The organism is Pseudomonas sp., from assembly GCF_050739655.1.
In the GTDB taxonomy this organism is placed as follows: domain Bacteria; phylum Pseudomonadota; class Gammaproteobacteria; order Pseudomonadales; family Pseudomonadaceae; genus Aquipseudomonas.
Map to the genome: position 1 here is coordinate 1 of NZ_JBOIBY010000227.1, position 13,524 is coordinate 13,524.

16 protein-coding genes and 1 pseudogene are annotated in these 13,524 nt (G+C 58.0%); 12 read left to right on the forward strand and 5 right to left on the reverse strand.

Annotated elements, in window-relative coordinates; all coding sequences use genetic code 11:
• The first annotated feature begins 167 nt into the window (after window positions 1-167).
• From ACRESJ_RS11265 to ACRESJ_RS11285, 5 genes are all read left to right on the forward strand, one after another.
• Complete coding sequence (locus ACRESJ_RS11265) at window positions 168-1,127, forward strand: AraC family transcriptional regulator (protein WP_431757967.1); 960 nt, start codon at window positions 168-170, stop codon at window positions 1,125-1,127.
• A 277-nt stretch (window positions 1,128-1,404) separates the two neighbouring features.
• Complete coding sequence (gene benA, locus ACRESJ_RS11270; RefSeq protein ID WP_431757968.1) at window positions 1,405-2,769, forward strand: benzoate 1,2-dioxygenase large subunit; 1,365 nt, start codon at window positions 1,405-1,407, stop codon at window positions 2,767-2,769.
• The gene (benB, locus tag ACRESJ_RS11275) at window positions 2,766-3,254 is read left to right on the forward strand and encodes a benzoate 1,2-dioxygenase small subunit (protein WP_431757969.1); all 489 of its coding nucleotides are present in this window, start codon (window positions 2,766-2,768) and stop codon (window positions 3,252-3,254) included. The genes benA and benB overlap by 4 nt, the downstream gene beginning before the upstream one ends.
• Before the next feature lie 10 nt (window positions 3,255-3,264).
• On the forward strand, window positions 3,265-4,278 hold the full coding sequence (gene benC / locus ACRESJ_RS11280) for a benzoate 1,2-dioxygenase electron transfer component BenC (RefSeq protein ID WP_431757970.1): 1,014 nt from the start codon (window positions 3,265-3,267) through the stop codon (window positions 4,276-4,278).
• A gap of 162 nt (window positions 4,279-4,440) precedes the next feature.
• Window positions 4,441-5,214: a 1,6-dihydroxycyclohexa-2,4-diene-1-carboxylate dehydrogenase gene (locus ACRESJ_RS11285; protein ID WP_431757971.1), complete on the forward strand. Its 774-nt coding sequence runs from the start codon at window positions 4,441-4,443 to the stop codon at window positions 5,212-5,214.
• A 9-nt stretch (window positions 5,215-5,223) separates the two neighbouring features.
• Here ACRESJ_RS11285 and ACRESJ_RS11290 read toward each other — a convergent pair whose 3' ends face one another.
• On the reverse strand, window positions 5,224-5,586 hold the full coding sequence (locus tag ACRESJ_RS11290; RefSeq protein ID WP_431757982.1) for an NUDIX hydrolase: 363 nt from the start codon (window positions 5,584-5,586) through the stop codon (window positions 5,224-5,226).
• A 211-nt stretch (window positions 5,587-5,797) separates the two neighbouring features.
• On the opposite strand from ACRESJ_RS11290, the gene ACRESJ_RS11295 reads away from it, so the two are divergent.
• A complete protein-coding gene (locus tag ACRESJ_RS11295) occupies window positions 5,798-5,989 on the forward strand; it encodes an SPOR domain-containing protein (protein ID WP_431757972.1) in 192 nt (63 codons plus the stop codon).
• A gap of 62 nt (window positions 5,990-6,051) precedes the next feature.
• On the opposite strand, the gene osmE is transcribed toward ACRESJ_RS11295, so the two are convergent.
• A complete protein-coding gene (osmE, locus tag ACRESJ_RS11300) occupies window positions 6,052-6,405 on the reverse strand; it encodes an osmotically-inducible lipoprotein OsmE (protein WP_431757973.1) in 354 nt (117 codons plus the stop codon).
• A gap of 15 nt (window positions 6,406-6,420) precedes the next feature.
• Entirely contained in the window at window positions 6,421-6,660 is a 240-nt protein-coding gene (locus ACRESJ_RS11305) for a hypothetical protein (RefSeq protein ID WP_431757974.1), read from the reverse strand.
• A gap of 169 nt (window positions 6,661-6,829) precedes the next feature.
• On the opposite strand from ACRESJ_RS11305, the gene ACRESJ_RS11310 reads away from it, so the two are divergent.
• Both ACRESJ_RS11310 and ACRESJ_RS11315 read left to right on the forward strand, forming a co-directional pair.
• Window positions 6,830-7,048 carry a hypothetical protein gene (locus tag ACRESJ_RS11310; RefSeq protein ID WP_431757975.1) on the forward strand — a complete coding sequence of 73 codons (219 nt, stop codon included), beginning with the start codon at window positions 6,830-6,832 and terminating at the stop codon, window positions 7,046-7,048.
• Window positions 7,049-7,133: 85 nt separating this feature from the next.
• Window positions 7,134-7,475 carry a hypothetical protein gene (locus tag ACRESJ_RS11315; RefSeq protein WP_431757976.1) on the forward strand — a complete coding sequence of 114 codons (342 nt, stop codon included), beginning with the start codon at window positions 7,134-7,136 and terminating at the stop codon, window positions 7,473-7,475.
• Window positions 7,476-7,478: 3 nt separating this feature from the next.
• Here ACRESJ_RS11315 and ACRESJ_RS11320 read toward each other — a convergent pair whose 3' ends face one another.
• Entirely contained in the window at window positions 7,479-8,048 is a 570-nt protein-coding gene (locus tag ACRESJ_RS11320) for an RrF2 family transcriptional regulator (protein ID WP_431757977.1), read from the reverse strand.
• 293 nt (window positions 8,049-8,341) lie between these two features.
• On the opposite strand from ACRESJ_RS11320, the gene ACRESJ_RS11325 reads away from it, so the two are divergent.
• From ACRESJ_RS11325 to ACRESJ_RS11340, 4 genes are all read left to right on the forward strand, one after another.
• A complete protein-coding gene (locus ACRESJ_RS11325; protein ID WP_431757978.1) occupies window positions 8,342-9,544 on the forward strand; it encodes an NAD(P)/FAD-dependent oxidoreductase in 1,203 nt (400 codons plus the stop codon).
• Between the two features lie 168 nt (window positions 9,545-9,712).
• Complete coding sequence (locus tag ACRESJ_RS11330) at window positions 9,713-11,002, forward strand: NAD(P)/FAD-dependent oxidoreductase (RefSeq protein WP_431757979.1); 1,290 nt, start codon at window positions 9,713-9,715, stop codon at window positions 11,000-11,002.
• A 25-nt stretch (window positions 11,003-11,027) separates the two neighbouring features.
• Window positions 11,028-11,582 (forward strand): helix-turn-helix domain-containing protein, encoded by a 555-nt coding sequence (locus tag ACRESJ_RS11335; RefSeq protein ID WP_431757980.1) that lies wholly within the window; start codon window positions 11,028-11,030, stop codon window positions 11,580-11,582.
• A gap of 22 nt (window positions 11,583-11,604) precedes the next feature.
• Window positions 11,605-12,951 (forward strand): glutamine synthetase family protein, encoded by a 1,347-nt coding sequence (locus ACRESJ_RS11340; protein WP_431757981.1) that lies wholly within the window; start codon window positions 11,605-11,607, stop codon window positions 12,949-12,951.
• A 304-nt stretch (window positions 12,952-13,255) separates the two neighbouring features.
• Here ACRESJ_RS11340 and ACRESJ_RS11345 read toward each other — a convergent pair.
• Window positions 13,256-13,524: pseudogene (locus ACRESJ_RS11345) on the reverse strand (hypothetical protein); the annotation flags it as partial.

The window sequence follows — 13,524 nt, forward strand, 5'->3', positions numbered from 1 at the left end:
CGTCAACGATGACGCGCGGTGTCTGATGCGCCGCGGTGTTCTCTGGTCCTTCGCGAGCAAGCTCGCTCCTACAGGTGTTTGTGCAGTTCGCCGGAAATATCTCAAGGCACTGATGCCCTGTTCTAGAATGTATCGATACAACCTATAACAACAACGAGAGTGAGCCGATGATGCAAGCGCAACTGCTGAGTCAGCGCAGTACGATTTTCGACCTTGCCGATCCGTACGCGGTGTCGGGCTATGTCAATCAGCACGTCGGTAACCATTGCATTCTCATGCCCCGTGCCGGGCATCCCCTGGCCAGTCTCAACCATCGCAAGTTCGCCAGTCTCGACCTGTGCCGTATCAGCTACGGCGGCAGCGTTCGGGTCACTTCCGGCGCGCTGGAAACCATCTACCATCTGCAAGTGCTGTTGCGCGGCAATTGCCTGTGGCGTGGCCACGGTCAGGAACATTACTTCGCCCCCGGCGAATTGCTGCTGATCAACCCCGACGATCCGGTGGACCTGACGTACTCCGACGATTGCGAAAAATTCATTCTCAAAGTCCCGACAACCCTTTTCGAGTCCGTCTGCGATGAGCAACGCTGGCGCTATCCGGGGCAGGGCGTGCGGTTTCTGGAAAACCGTTATCAGCTCAACGAGCTGGAAGGCTTCGTCAACCTGCTGGCAATGATTTGCCAGGAGGCCGAGTCGACCGAGCAGATCCCCAGGGTGCAGGAGCATTACACGCAGATCATCGTCAGCAAGATGCTGAGCCTGATGAAGACCAATGTCTGCCGCCTGGAAATCGGTTCACAAACCGCCACGTTCGATGCAATTGCCGACTACATCGGCAAGAACCTCAAGCAGAGCCTGGACAGCGAAGAGTTGGCGCGACAGGCGCACATGAGCCTGCGCTCGTTCTATGCCCTGTTCGAACGCAACGCCGACACCACCCCGAAAAACTACATCCGCCAGAAACGCCTAGAGCGCATCCACGCCTGCCTGAGCGACCCGACCTGCAACGTGCGCAACGTTACCGAAGTGGCCATGGACTACGGCTTCCTGCACCTGGGACGTTTCTCCGACAGCTACCGCAAGCAGTTCGGCGAATTACCGTCCGATACCCTCAAGAGACGTCACTGAGGCCGACACTTCCAACATTCATGTCGCCTGACCCGACGCCTTCGCGGGCAAGCCCGCTCCCACAGTGTTTTTGGCTGGACGCGAAATTTGCGTTCAACCGATATCACTGTGGGAGCGGGCTTGCCCGCGAAGAGGTCGGTACATTCAGCATTGATATCGCCTGACACAACGCTGACCCTGCACAAAACGGATAAAGGTCTGCACCCCGCGGATAGTCCCACCCATTGCCCGGTTCTAGGATGACCCTGCCTGAACAATAACAATGGAGGCGGTGGCCATGACCCTGCGACCCGAATATTTGCATTCCCTGCTCGAAGACAAACCCGAGCAGGGCCTCTATCGCTGCAAGCGCGAGATGTTCACCGATCCACGCCTGTTTGACCTGGAGATGAAACACATCTTCGAAGGCAACTGGCTCTATCTGGCTCACGAAAGCCAGATCCCCAACATAAACGATTACTACACCACCACCATGGGGCGTCAGTCGATTTTCATCGCGCGCAACAAGGACGGTGTACTCAATGCCTTCATCAACGCTTGCAGTCACCGCGGCGCGACCCTGTGCCGGCACAAATCCGGTAACAAGAGCTCCTACACCTGCCCGTTCCACGGCTGGACCTTCAACAACTCCGGCAAACTGCTCAAAGTCAAAGACCCTGCCAACGCCGGCTATCCATCGAGCTTCAACTGCGAAGGCTCCCACGACCTGACCAAGGTCGCGCGTTTCGAGTCCTATCGCGGCTTCCTGTTCGGCAGCCTCAACCCCGATGTGCTGCCACTGGTCGAGCACCTGGGCGAGTCGGCGAAGATCATCGACATGATCGTCGACCAGTCCGCCGACGGCCTGGAAGTGCTGCGCGGTTCGTCCACCTACATCTACGAAGGCAACTGGAAGCTCACCGCCGAAAACGGTGCCGATGGCTACCACGTCAGCTCCGTGCACTGGAACTACGCGGCGACCCAGAACCAGCGCAAACAGCGCGAGGCCGGTGACGAAAACCCGACCATGAGCGCTGGCAGCTGGGCCAAGCAGGGCGGTGGTTTCTATTCCTTCGACAAGGGCCACATGCTGCTCTGGACCCGTTGGTCAAACCCCGAAGACCGTCCGCTGTACGAGCGTCGCGACGAGCTGGCGCAGGACTTCGGCCAGGCCCGCGCTGACTGGATGATCGAGAACTCGCGCAACCTGTGCCTGTACCCGAACGTTTACCTGATGGACCAGTTCAGCTCGCAGATCCGTATTGCCCGGCCGATCTCGGTGGACCGCACCGAAATCACCATTTATTGCATCGCCCCAAAAGGCGAAAGCGATCACGCACGCTCCAGCCGTATCCGCCAGTACGAAGACTTCTTCAACGTCAGCGGCATGGCCACCCCGGATGACCTGGAAGAGTTCCGCTCCTGCCAGACCAGCTACCAGGGCAGCGTGACCACCTGGAACGACATGTCCCGCGGTGCCGAGCACTGGATCGAAGGCGCCGACGACGCCGCCAAGGAGATCGACCTGCACCCGCTGCTGTCTGGCGTGCGCACCGAAGACGAAGGCCTGTTCGTGCTGCAACACAAGTATTGGCAGCAGACCATGCTCAAGGCGCTGGAAGCCGAACAGTCGAAGCTGATCGCCGTGGAGGACGTGCAATGACCATTACCTATGACGCCGTGCGCGATTTCCTCTACCGCGAAGCCCGTTACCTGGATGACCGCGATTGGGACGAGTGGCTGGAAATGTACGCTCCCGATGCGACCTTCTGGATGCCGTCCTGGGATGACAACGACGAGTTGACCGAAGACCCGCAGCGGGAAATCTCGCTGATCTGGTACGGCAATCGTACAGGCCTGGAAGACCGAATCTTCCGGATCAAGACCGATCGTTCCAGCGCGAGCATTCCGGATACTCGCACCTCCCACAACATCAGCAACATCGAACTGCTGGAGCAGGCCGACGGACTGTGCAAGGTGCGCTTCAACTGGCACACCCTGAGCTTTCGCTACAAGACCGTCGACAGCTATTTCGGCAGCAGTTTCTACACCCTCGATGTGCGTGGTGAAAACCCGCTGATCAAGGCCAAGAAAGTGATCCTGAAGAACGACTACGTTCGCCAGGTTATCGATGTTTACCATTTGTGAGGCTGCCGTCATGACCCATTCCATCGCATTCAATTTCGAAGACGGCGTCACTCGGTTCATCGACGCCAATGTTGGCGAAACCGTGGCCGACGCTGCGTACCGCCAGGGCATCAACATTCCGCTGGACTGCCGCGACGGCGCCTGCGGGACGTGCAAGTGTTTTGCCGAAGCCGGCCAATATGATCTGGGCGAGGAGTACATCGAAGATGCTCTGAGCCCTGAAGAGGCCAAACAGGGTTTCGTCCTGACCTGCCAGATGCGTGCGCAAAGCGATTGCGTGGTGCGGGTGCCGACGTCCTCGGAAGTCTGCCGCACTCGTCAAGCCAGCTACGACGCCACCATCAGCGCGGTACGTCAGTTGTCCGACAGCACCATTGCGCTGTCGATCAAGGGTGAGTCCCTGAGCAAGCTGGCGTTTCTGCCCGGGCAATATGTGAACCTGGGAATTCCCGGCAGCGAGCAGACCCGCGCCTATTCCTTTAGCTCCTTGCAGCGCGACGGTGAAGTGAGCTTCCTGATTCGCAACGTCCCTGGCGGCCTGATGAGCAGCTTCCTCACCGGCATGGCCAAGGCTGGCGACAGCATGAGCCTGGCAGGACCGTTGGGCAGTTTCTATCTGCGCGACATCCGTCGCCCGCTGTTGCTGCTGGCGGGTGGCACCGGCCTGGCGCCATTCACCGCGATGCTGGAGAAAATCGCCGAACAGGGCAGCGAGCATCCGCTGCACTTGATCTACGGCGTGACCCACGATTTCGACCTGGTGGAAATGGAACGCCTGGAGTCCTTTGCGGCGAGCATTCCCAACTTCACCTACAGCGCCTGCGTGGCCAGCCCCGACAGCCAGCACCTGCTCAAGGGCTACGTGACCCAGCACATCGAACCCAAGCACTTGAACGATGGCGACGTCGACGTCTACCTGTGCGGCCCACCACCGATGGTGGAAGCGGTCAGCAAGTACATTGGCGAGCAAGGCATCCAGCCTGCGAATTTCTACTACGAGAAGTTTGCGGCCAGCGCGGCGTAAGCGCCACGCCAATATTGGTTTCAGCAGAGATCCCTGTGGGAGCGGGCTTGCCCGCGATAGCGGAGTGTCAAACAACATCAATGTTGGATTGTGCCGACGTCATCGCGGGCAAGCCCGCTCCCACAGGGGACGGTGTCAAGCCTGAGAGTTATTGAGGTACACATGAACAGATTCCACGAAAAAGTCGCGCTGATCACCGGGGCTGCCCAAGGCATCGGGCGGCGTGTTGCCGAGCGTATGGCGGCGGAAGGGGCGAAGTTGATCCTGGTCGATCGCTCCGAGCTGGTGTTCGAGGTTCAGAAGGAATTGGCGCAGGACTGCCAGGTGCTGGCATTGACCGCCGATCTCGAACAGTACGAGGAATGCAACCGAGTGATGCAAACCGCGGTCGAGCGTTTCGGGCGTCTGGATGTACTGGTCAATAACGTCGGCGGCACGATCTGGGCCAAGCCGTTTGAACACTATGAAGCGTCGCAGATCGAGGCCGAAGTTCGCCGCTCGTTGTTCCCGACGTTGTGGTGCTGCCATGCCGCGCTGCCGTTCATGCTGGAGCAGGGCAGTGGTGCGATCGTCAACGTGTCGTCCATCGCCACCCGCAGCGTCAACCGTGTGCCCTACGGCGCCGCGAAGGGCGGGGTGAATGCCTTGACCGCGTGCCTGGCGTTCGAAACCGCCGGACGCGGTGTTCGGGTCAATGCCACGGCGCCAGGCGGCACCGAGGCTCCGCCGCGAGTGATTCCGCGCAACAGCGCCGAGCAGAGTGCGCAGGAGAAAGTCTGGTATCAACAGATCGTTGACCAGACCCTCGACAGCAGTTTGATGAAACGCTACGGCACGCTGGATGAACAGGCTGGGGCCATTTTGTTTCTGGCCAGCGACGACGCCTCCTACATCACCGGCATGGTCATGCCGGTGGGCGGTGGCGATCAGGGTTGAGGCTTGGGTTTACAGGCGACGCTGAAAAGCTCTGAGGATTTTGAGCGTGGCGTCGCTGGTATCCAGATTCTGGATCGCATTGAGCGGAAACCAGATGCAGTCGAAGATTTCGTTCAATGGCCGGGCCTGAGCCGTCTCCAGCGTGGAGGCTTCGTAGACATGGTGCCGGGTGTTGCCCGATTGCATTTCCATCAGGTACAGCAGCTCTTCCACACCCAGTCCGGTTTCTTCCGCCAGTTCACGCGCAGCGGCACCGGCATGGGTCTCGCCACGCTCGACCTTTCCGCCAGGCAGCATCCAGCGACTCTTCGGCTTTCGCACCAGAAGAATGTGGCGATCGTGCTCGCAAATGACGGTGGCGCGTACTTTCATGGTCTTCTCGATGTAGCTGTCACAAAAGTGTAACAAAAAAGAAATAATCAAGCTGGATCCGTTGCCTTCAGCCATTGCTGAGTAGAGGCGCTTCAAAATGAAAAAGTGCAATTCAAAGGACGTTTGAAGCGACGTTCGGTCGTTTTCGAGGCGAATAGCGGGTGTAAGGTAGCTGCGTGAGCTTTGGAATCTTGCCGAGAAGGAGGTGACCATGAGTGTTCCGATGCTGAACAGAATGCATATGAACGGTTACGACGTACTCAGCGTGAATAACGGCCCATGGCGGGTTTGCACCAAGGGTGACCGGCTTGGGTCATTTGGCAGTCGAGAAGAAGCACTGGCGTTTGCGGCGTCTCTTCCTGGCTACAAATCGAAGTCAGGCAGGCAGGCGAACAGCCAATAAGCTGAATGTGGTAACGCAAAAGCCCCGGAATCCGGGGCTTTTTATTGATTGCACGAAACGCACTAGTACCCGCCGCCGCTACCGGAACGGGAAGGCTCCCTGGCTTTCATCTGGGCGTTGCTCCATTCGGCACAGGTCATGAAACTCTTGTGATCCACCTTGCCGCGGCTGTCGAAGCTGATGTTGTACGGTTGTCGATGCTCGGGCTGTTCCAGTTTGTAATCGAAGCAGGTGCCTGGTTCGACAGTGCGGTTGCTGATCGATAACGGCGCGCCGCCGATTTGCTGGACCTGTTCCTGGCTCATGCCCATCTCCACCTTGGCCACCAGGGGTTGATCGCGAAAGATCTGGGAGTCGGTATTGCAGCCTGCCAGCGTCATCAACGCGATAACGAGCACAGGCAGGGTTCTGTTCATGGTCGGGCTCCTTCATCACTGAGGCTTGTTGCGGCTGATGACCTTTGCCTTGACTTCCTCGGCGTAGCCCAGCAACCGTTGTTCATCCCCCTGAAACAGATCGCACAGCCGTTGTACAGCTTGTGCATCAACTTCATTGCCAGCCTGGCGCAATTGCTCCGCTATGCGCAAAAGCTCGACTGCCGACCATCGCAGATCCGATGCCAGCCCTTGCAGGTCGCGCCGAAGTGCTTGCTCATCTTCGTTAAGCCACATGATGACCTCCTGTAATGCCGCGCTACCAAATATTAGACCCAATACGGCGGTGGGGTGCTGTGTTCGTCTGATCCGCCGGGGCTTCCTTTGGTCGGGAAATTTGCGCGAAACGCAAAATCCGCTGTCGTAGTGAAGTACCGATTTTTCGCCAGGACGGGGAGCAATCCGAATGACGGCAACCGATGACTTCCGGGCGCAGGCCCAAGGGCTGATCGCCGATCTGGATGCGGCCACCAGTGAAATGATGAAACTCATTTCCGAGCACCAGCTTAGTGGGCCGGAATGGGAGCGTGTCAGCCAATGGCAACATGATGCCTATGAGCGATGGACGACCTATTTGAATGAACGCTCATACCCGAACCCCGGCGATCACAACGCCAGTCGCTGAAATACAATGCAATAAACCCGGCAACAAAATGGCTGTCGGGGCGGCGGCAGACTACATTTCATTTTTTTGAGGATAAGGACGCTTTATGCAGAGCCGGATATTGTTGGGGGGTGTTGTATTGGCGTTGTTGGGGGGATGTTCATTGCCGGCGTCTGTGGTACCCGGCGAGCCGAACTACAACAAGCACAGTGAGAAGGTACCCAAGGAATTGGCCGCGTGCATATTGCCAGCTTGGCAGAAAGAGGTTTCCCACACGACTCAATCGTCGATTTCCAATGGCTACCGGATTACCGCGCCCAGCATCATCACGGCCGACGAGGTGCTGGACATCGTGAAATCGAAGGATGGCAGCCAGGTTTCGCTGTATCAGGGACCACCCTGGGCGAAGTCGGGGGCACTGCGCGAGGCAGTGCGTAACTGCATATAGGGTTCAACCGCTGATGTCGGTGACCTGGATGAGCTGATCGTCGTTTGATTGGGCGCTCGCGGTGCCTTTCTTTTCCCGGCGCTCATTCATCCAGTTGTCCACTTTTTCTCCAAACCCGGCCGGGGCTTTGCGACCGACTTTTCTGGCAATGTCCAGAATGGTTTGCTGGGCGAGGGCTTCCTCCATGCGTTTTTGTGCCGTCATCATGGCGCCGTGCACCGAACAGAGCCCGTCAAGCGCCCAGGCCGGCGCTTCGCCTTCAAACAGCGCACAGCGTCCGCGAATCTCCCGGCATTCAAAAATGGCCTTGCGCCCATCGATTGCATTGACGATATCCAGCAACGTGATTTCGTCAGCAGGCAGGGCCAGTTTGAAGCCGCCCCGCACACCCTCGGTAGCGACCACCAGTTTTGCCTTGGCCAGTTTGGTAAAGATCTTCGCCAGATAATCCAGAGGCACGCCTTGCAGCTCTGCAAGGTCACGCACGCTCGATTCGCGCGTCTCGCCGCCATTGCCCACCAGAAAAATCAGGCAGTGAATTCCGTACTCGACACCTGCGCTGTAAAGAGACATATCCATCTCCGACTAATATTGTCGCAAATCTTAACAGCTGATAGTGAGCCAGACAACGAAGGCAATGCCTTTTCCCTTTTCTTGATCAATCCGCTGAAGTTATTGAATTTAAAGGGCTAGGTCGAGGTATCGATTCGATCGATGGCAAACATTTTGAAAAATCGGTTGCGGCTCTTAACTCGGATCAATAGAGTCGTAGTTGTCAGGTCGGGAGTGAACGACAACGCTCAAGCGAAACGAGCACGTCGACTCCCTGGTCCTTCAACAAAATTCAATGCCCCCTGGAGTGACAAATGAAACAGCACATTTTGGTAATCGGCGCAGGTTTCGGTGGCATGTGGACCGCTTTGAGCGCCACGCGACTGTTCGACATTCACGGCCACGAGGACTTTGAAGTGACCGTGCTGGCTCCCCAGGCTGAACTGCGTGTGCGTCCACGCTTCTACGAACCGAACGCCCATCAACTGGCAGCGCCCATTGGCGAGCTGTTCGATGCCGTCGGCGTGAAATTCATCAAGGGTGCCGCCCAGACCATCGACGTTGCGCAAAAAAGCGTGGGCTACATTGACGCTGCCGGGGAAAAACAGGTTTGCATCTACGACAAACTCGTTCTGGCCACCGGCAGCCGCCTGGCTCTGCCTGACACCCCGGGTGTGACTGAACATGCGTTCGACGTCGATCAGATCGAACAGGCCGTGCGCCTGGAAACCCACCTCAAGTCCCTGGTTAACCAACCAGAAAGCCAGGCACGTAACACCGTAGTGGTGGCGGGAGGCGGTTTCACCGGCATCGAAACGGCGACTGAAATGCCGGCACGGCTGCGCGCCATCCTCGGTAAGCGTGCGGACATCAACGTGATCATCGTGGACCGCGGTGACAAGATTGGCGGCTCCATGGGCCCGCAAATCGCCGAAAAAATCGTAGAGGCCAGTGTTGAAACCGGCGTGAAATGGCACCTGAACGCCTCGGTTGTGGCTGTCGATGAAAACGGTGTGACCTTGTCCGATGGCCAGCGCATCGACGCCAAGACAGTGGTCTGGACCACCGGTGTGCGCGCCAGCTCGCTGACCGAGCAGATTCCGGCAGAACGCGATCGCCTTGGCCGTCTGCACGTCGACGCGCATATAAAAGTCATTGGTCAGGACGACATCTTCGCCACCGGCGACGTGGCCTATGCGGCTTCCGATGACATCGGCAACTACGCGCTGATGACTTGCCAGCACGCCATTGTGTTGGGCCGTCACGCGGGTAATAACGTTGCGGCGCAGATTCTGGGTGTGGACCCAACGCCGTATAGCCAGCCCAAATACGTGACTTGCCTGGATCTGGGGGCATGGGGCGCGGTGTACACCGAGGGTTGGGATCGTCAGGTCAAGTTGACCGGGCAAGAGGGCAAGGACCTCAAGACGCAAATCAACACCGTATGGATTTATCCGCCGGTGGCTGATCGTGCAGTGGCTTGGGCTGCGGCGGATCCATTGATTCCAATCGCCTAAGTATCGTTGACTGCTTCCTCAAATCCCGCCCGGGTGATCCCGGGCGGGATTTTTGTTGTAGGGCGTATCGCCGCCCCACAGAGCCTTTAGTCTTCAAAACATTGCATGCGTGAAATTAATAGTGTATTTTTTCATGAAATTAAAACTATAAAATTTCATGGAGCCGGTATGTTTCAGCAATCCACCCAACATGTCGCCAGCTATTACGCTCACTCCTGCGCTGATCGCCTCATTGATCGCCCGGTACTGGAAGGCGAGCAAAGCACCGAAGTGCTGATAATCGGCGCCGGCTTCAGTGGCTTGCACACCGCGCTGCGACTAGCCCTGGCTGGAAAACGCGTGACATTGCTCGAAGCCAGCCGGGTGGCCTGGGCGGCATCGGGGCGCAACGGCGGCCAGGCGATTCTCGGCTGGTCCTGTGACATGCCACCGCTGGAGGCAGCGCTGGGTTATGAGCGCGCGCGGCGATTGTGGGACGGCATGCGTTGGGCGGGTCAGGAACTACGGGAATTGCCGGCGCGCCATGGTTTCGCTTGCGACTACCGCGCCGGCCATCTCTGGACGTCTGTGATGCCGCGGCGGGTCAGACTGCTTACCGAATGGCAGCACGAGGCCAGCCATAAATGGGGTCATGACGGCTTGCAATTCATCTCCCGTGAACAGCTGCCCGAGTGGGTGGCCAGTAATCGTTATCAGGCGGGACTTTTCGATCCGGAAGGCGGGCACTTGAATCCGCTGAAGCTGGCGCTCGGCCTGGCCGCAGCGATTGAGCGGGCAGGTGGGGTGATTCATGAACAGAGCAAAGCGCTGAATTATCGCGAGGACGCCGACGGGTACCTGGTGACCACAGAACGCGGACGTATCCGCGCCGATGTACTGGTACTGGCCTGCAATGCATACCTGGATCGGCTTGATCCGCAGCTATCGAGCTGCGTATTGCCGGTCGGAACCTATCAGGTGGCCACCGCGCCATTCTCCGAGGCACAAGCGATTGCGCTGCTGCCAAGCAATGTGTGCGTCACCGATAACCAGTTCGTGCTCGATTATTTCCGCCGCACACCGGATAACCGTCTGCTGTTTGGCGGTGGCTGCACTTACCTGGGCGGCATGCCCAAGGACATCGCTGGCGCAACCCGGCGGTGCCTGGAGCGCGTGTTTCCGCAATTGAAAGGCGTGGAGCTGGAGTTCGCCTGGGGCGGTCACATCGACCTGACCCTCAAGCGCACGCCCGACATTGGCCGGCGTGGTGATCTGTATTGGTTGCAGGGTTACTCCGGACACGGCGTGTTGCCGACCCTGGCCGGGGCGCGCGCGGTGTCCGATGCGATACTGGGCCAGTCGGACGAGCTTGCGCTGTATCAGGGTTTGAGCAATGGCAGTTTTCCGGGCGGAAAATACATGGCCGCTCCGCTGGAAGCCATCGGCAAGGCCTGGTATCGACTGCGCGACAGCATTTGAAGCGTTAACTTCTGGAAGCCTCTAGATGAACATGCAAGAAGAGATTTCAGCGCTGGCGATCCTGATTCAGGACCTGCGCAAACACAAGAAATACACCCTTAAGGACCTGGCGGACAAAATCGGCCGTTCCGTGGGGTTCCTGTCGCAAGTCGAGCGCGGGCTGTCCCGCCCGACGGTGGCAGACCTGACCGCCATCAGCGAAACCCTTGGCGTACCGACCACTTATTTCTACAGCCTGCCCAAACCCATGGCCTTGCCCTGGGTGACCCGGCCGGATGAGCGCCGCACGCTGTACTACGCCGACGGCATCACCGACATCCTGGTCTCGCCGAAAATGCGCGCGTCTTTTTCGATGCTCGAAAGCCAGTTGGAACCGGGTGCAAGCAGTGGCGAGCGGCACATGAAAGACAGCTCGGAGCAGGGTGGCTATGTCCTCGAAGGGGAATTGACGCTGTGGCTGGATGACGATGAACCGGTGACTTTGCGCGCCGGCGACAGTTTTCAACTGGCCAGTCATGCCCATTGCCGCTACGGCAATCAGTCCAACCAACTCACCCGGGTACTTTGGGTTTACACCTGATAAAACAACAAGGAACAACATGATGGACGCTGTGAACTCTGATCTGCTGGCCGAAGTGCGTGGGTTTCGCCAGCGCAACCCCGATGTGCGTTTCGTCGACCTGATCTCCCTGGACATCCCCGGGCATTTCTATGGCAAACGTTACCCGATCGAAATGCTGGAAAAAGTCGCCGCCGGCAGTGCGCTCAAATTGCCGCAAAACTGTGTCTTGCTCGGCACCCAGGGCGGCTTGTTCAAGATCGGCGATTACTGTTTCAACGACGGTGATCCGGATGCACTTCGTCGCCTGGTGCCCGGCACTCTCAAGCTGGTGGGCTGGGAAAAGCAGCCCCTGGGGCAAATGCTGATCACCTCTGACGGCACCGAAAAACCGATCGTCTTCGAACCGAGAGAAGTCCTGGCTCAGGTGCTGGCGCGGCTGGCTCGCAAAGGCATTTTCCCGGTGGTGGCGTTCGAGTTGGAGTTCTATCTGTTCGACAGCCAGTTGCGCGATGGCCTGCCGCAGTTTGCTCGCGATCCACTGACGGGCGATGCCGACGATCAACCGAACATGCATATCGAGCGTCTGTCGCGATTCGCTCCGGTGCTCGATGAAATGGTCGAGACCGCGCGGGCGCAAGGTATCGACGCCACGGTGATCACCGCCGAGTTGGGTCCCGGTCAGTTTGAAATCAATTTCGGCCACCTGGATGATGGCCTGCGCGCCGCCGACTGGGCCGCCCTGTTTTGCCGCAGTACCCGCGGGGTGGCGCTTAAACACAACTATCGCGCCAGTTTCATGGCCAAGCCGTACTTGCAGCATCCCGGTAGCGGTATGCACGTGCATGTGAGCCTTTATGACAAGGCGGGCAACAACCTGATGGCAGCGAACGACGGGCAAGCGCTGCGTCATGCCGTGGCCGGTTGCCTGGATGTGTTGCCCCATTGCATGCCGATATTCGCGCCGAATCACAACGCAATGCGCCGCTTGAGCGCTACGGTGAACGTTGCATCCCGCGCCAGTTGGGGCTTTGAAGATCGTGACGCCTGCTTGCGAGTGCCGGAATCGGACGCGAAAAACCTGCGCATCGAACATCGACTTGCCGGTGCCGATGCCAACCCATACCTTGTGCTCGCCGCCATTCTGGTGGGGCTGGAACAGGGTCTGGAAAACGCCCGCGAACCTATCGCCCCACTTAACGAAGACCGCAGCAGCGGCATCGATTTCCCGTTGGAAATGCTCGAAGCCGTGAAGTCGATGCAGGGTAATGTGCAGTTGCGTGACGGCATGGGTGCAGAGTTTGTCGATGTGTACTGCGAGAACAAGCGTCAGGACCACTTGGCATTCATGCACGACATCAATGCGCGGGAATATCGCTGGTTTCTGTAGTTAAAGGGGTTTCGAGGTTAGCCCTAAAAAATGTCAGGATATTTAATGGCTTAGTGATTTTAGTAACTGGCTGGTTAAATAAAATATCTTGTTACAGCGTGAAACATTGCGTAATATCCGCGCCGCGTTCACCACCACGGTTTATGCATTTTTAAATCCCGGGCGTCCATCAGCTGCCCGGGATTTTTTTTGCCTGAAATTTGGCTTCGTTTAGAACCATTGAATTTCATCGCCCGGCTTTAAAAAGTCATGAAAAAACCCGGCTGATCAGGCCGGGTTTTTCGGTGTTGCTGTAGCGATTCGTTTAGGCGACGGTGTTGCCTTGCAGGCGGTCGGAGCCATCGGCGGCGACGGTGTTGCCTTGCAAGCGGTCGGAGCCATCGGCAGCGACGGTGTTGCCTTGCAGGCGGTCGGAGCCATCAGCGGCAACTTCGTTGCCTTTCAGGCGATCCGAACCATCAGCAGCTACAGCACGTTTTTCCAGCAGGCGGTCAGAACCGCCTTCAGCCACACGATTCTGGATCAGACGATCCGAACCACCTTCAGCCACACGGCTTTCAATCAGTCGATCCG

Coding starts and splice junctions, on each gene's coding strand:
- ACRESJ_RS11310 (WP_431757975.1), top strand. CDS start 6,830: ATGACGGCAACCGATGACTTCCGGGCGCAGGCCCAAGGGCTGATCGCC.
- ACRESJ_RS11285 (WP_431757971.1), top strand. CDS start 4,441: ATGAACAGATTCCACGAAAAAGTCGCGCTGATCACCGGGGCTGCCCAA.
- ACRESJ_RS11325 (WP_431757978.1), top strand. CDS start 8,342: ATGAAACAGCACATTTTGGTAATCGGCGCAGGTTTCGGTGGCATGTGG.
- ACRESJ_RS11335 (WP_431757980.1), top strand. CDS start 11,028: ATGAACATGCAAGAAGAGATTTCAGCGCTGGCGATCCTGATTCAGGAC.
- benA (WP_431757968.1), top strand. CDS start 1,405: ATGACCCTGCGACCCGAATATTTGCATTCCCTGCTCGAAGACAAACCC.
- ACRESJ_RS11320 (WP_431757977.1), bottom strand. CDS start 8,048: ATGTCTCTTTACAGCGCAGGTGTCGAGTACGGAATTCACTGCCTGATT.
- benB (WP_431757969.1), top strand. CDS start 2,766: ATGACCATTACCTATGACGCCGTGCGCGATTTCCTCTACCGCGAAGCC.
- ACRESJ_RS11290 (WP_431757982.1), bottom strand. CDS start 5,586: ATGAAAGTACGCGCCACCGTCATTTGCGAGCACGATCGCCACATTCTT.
- ACRESJ_RS11265 (WP_431757967.1), top strand. CDS start 168: ATGATGCAAGCGCAACTGCTGAGTCAGCGCAGTACGATTTTCGACCTT.
- benC (WP_431757970.1), top strand. CDS start 3,265: ATGACCCATTCCATCGCATTCAATTTCGAAGACGGCGTCACTCGGTTC.
- ACRESJ_RS11305 (WP_431757974.1), bottom strand. CDS start 6,660: ATGTGGCTTAACGAAGATGAGCAAGCACTTCGGCGCGACCTGCAAGGG.
- ACRESJ_RS11330 (WP_431757979.1), top strand. CDS start 9,713: ATGTTTCAGCAATCCACCCAACATGTCGCCAGCTATTACGCTCACTCC.
- ACRESJ_RS11340 (WP_431757981.1), top strand. CDS start 11,605: ATGGACGCTGTGAACTCTGATCTGCTGGCCGAAGTGCGTGGGTTTCGC.
- osmE (WP_431757973.1), bottom strand. CDS start 6,405: ATGAACAGAACCCTGCCTGTGCTCGTTATCGCGTTGATGACGCTGGCA.
- ACRESJ_RS11295 (WP_431757972.1), top strand. CDS start 5,798: ATGAGTGTTCCGATGCTGAACAGAATGCATATGAACGGTTACGACGTA.
- ACRESJ_RS11315 (WP_431757976.1), top strand. CDS start 7,134: ATGCAGAGCCGGATATTGTTGGGGGGTGTTGTATTGGCGTTGTTGGGG.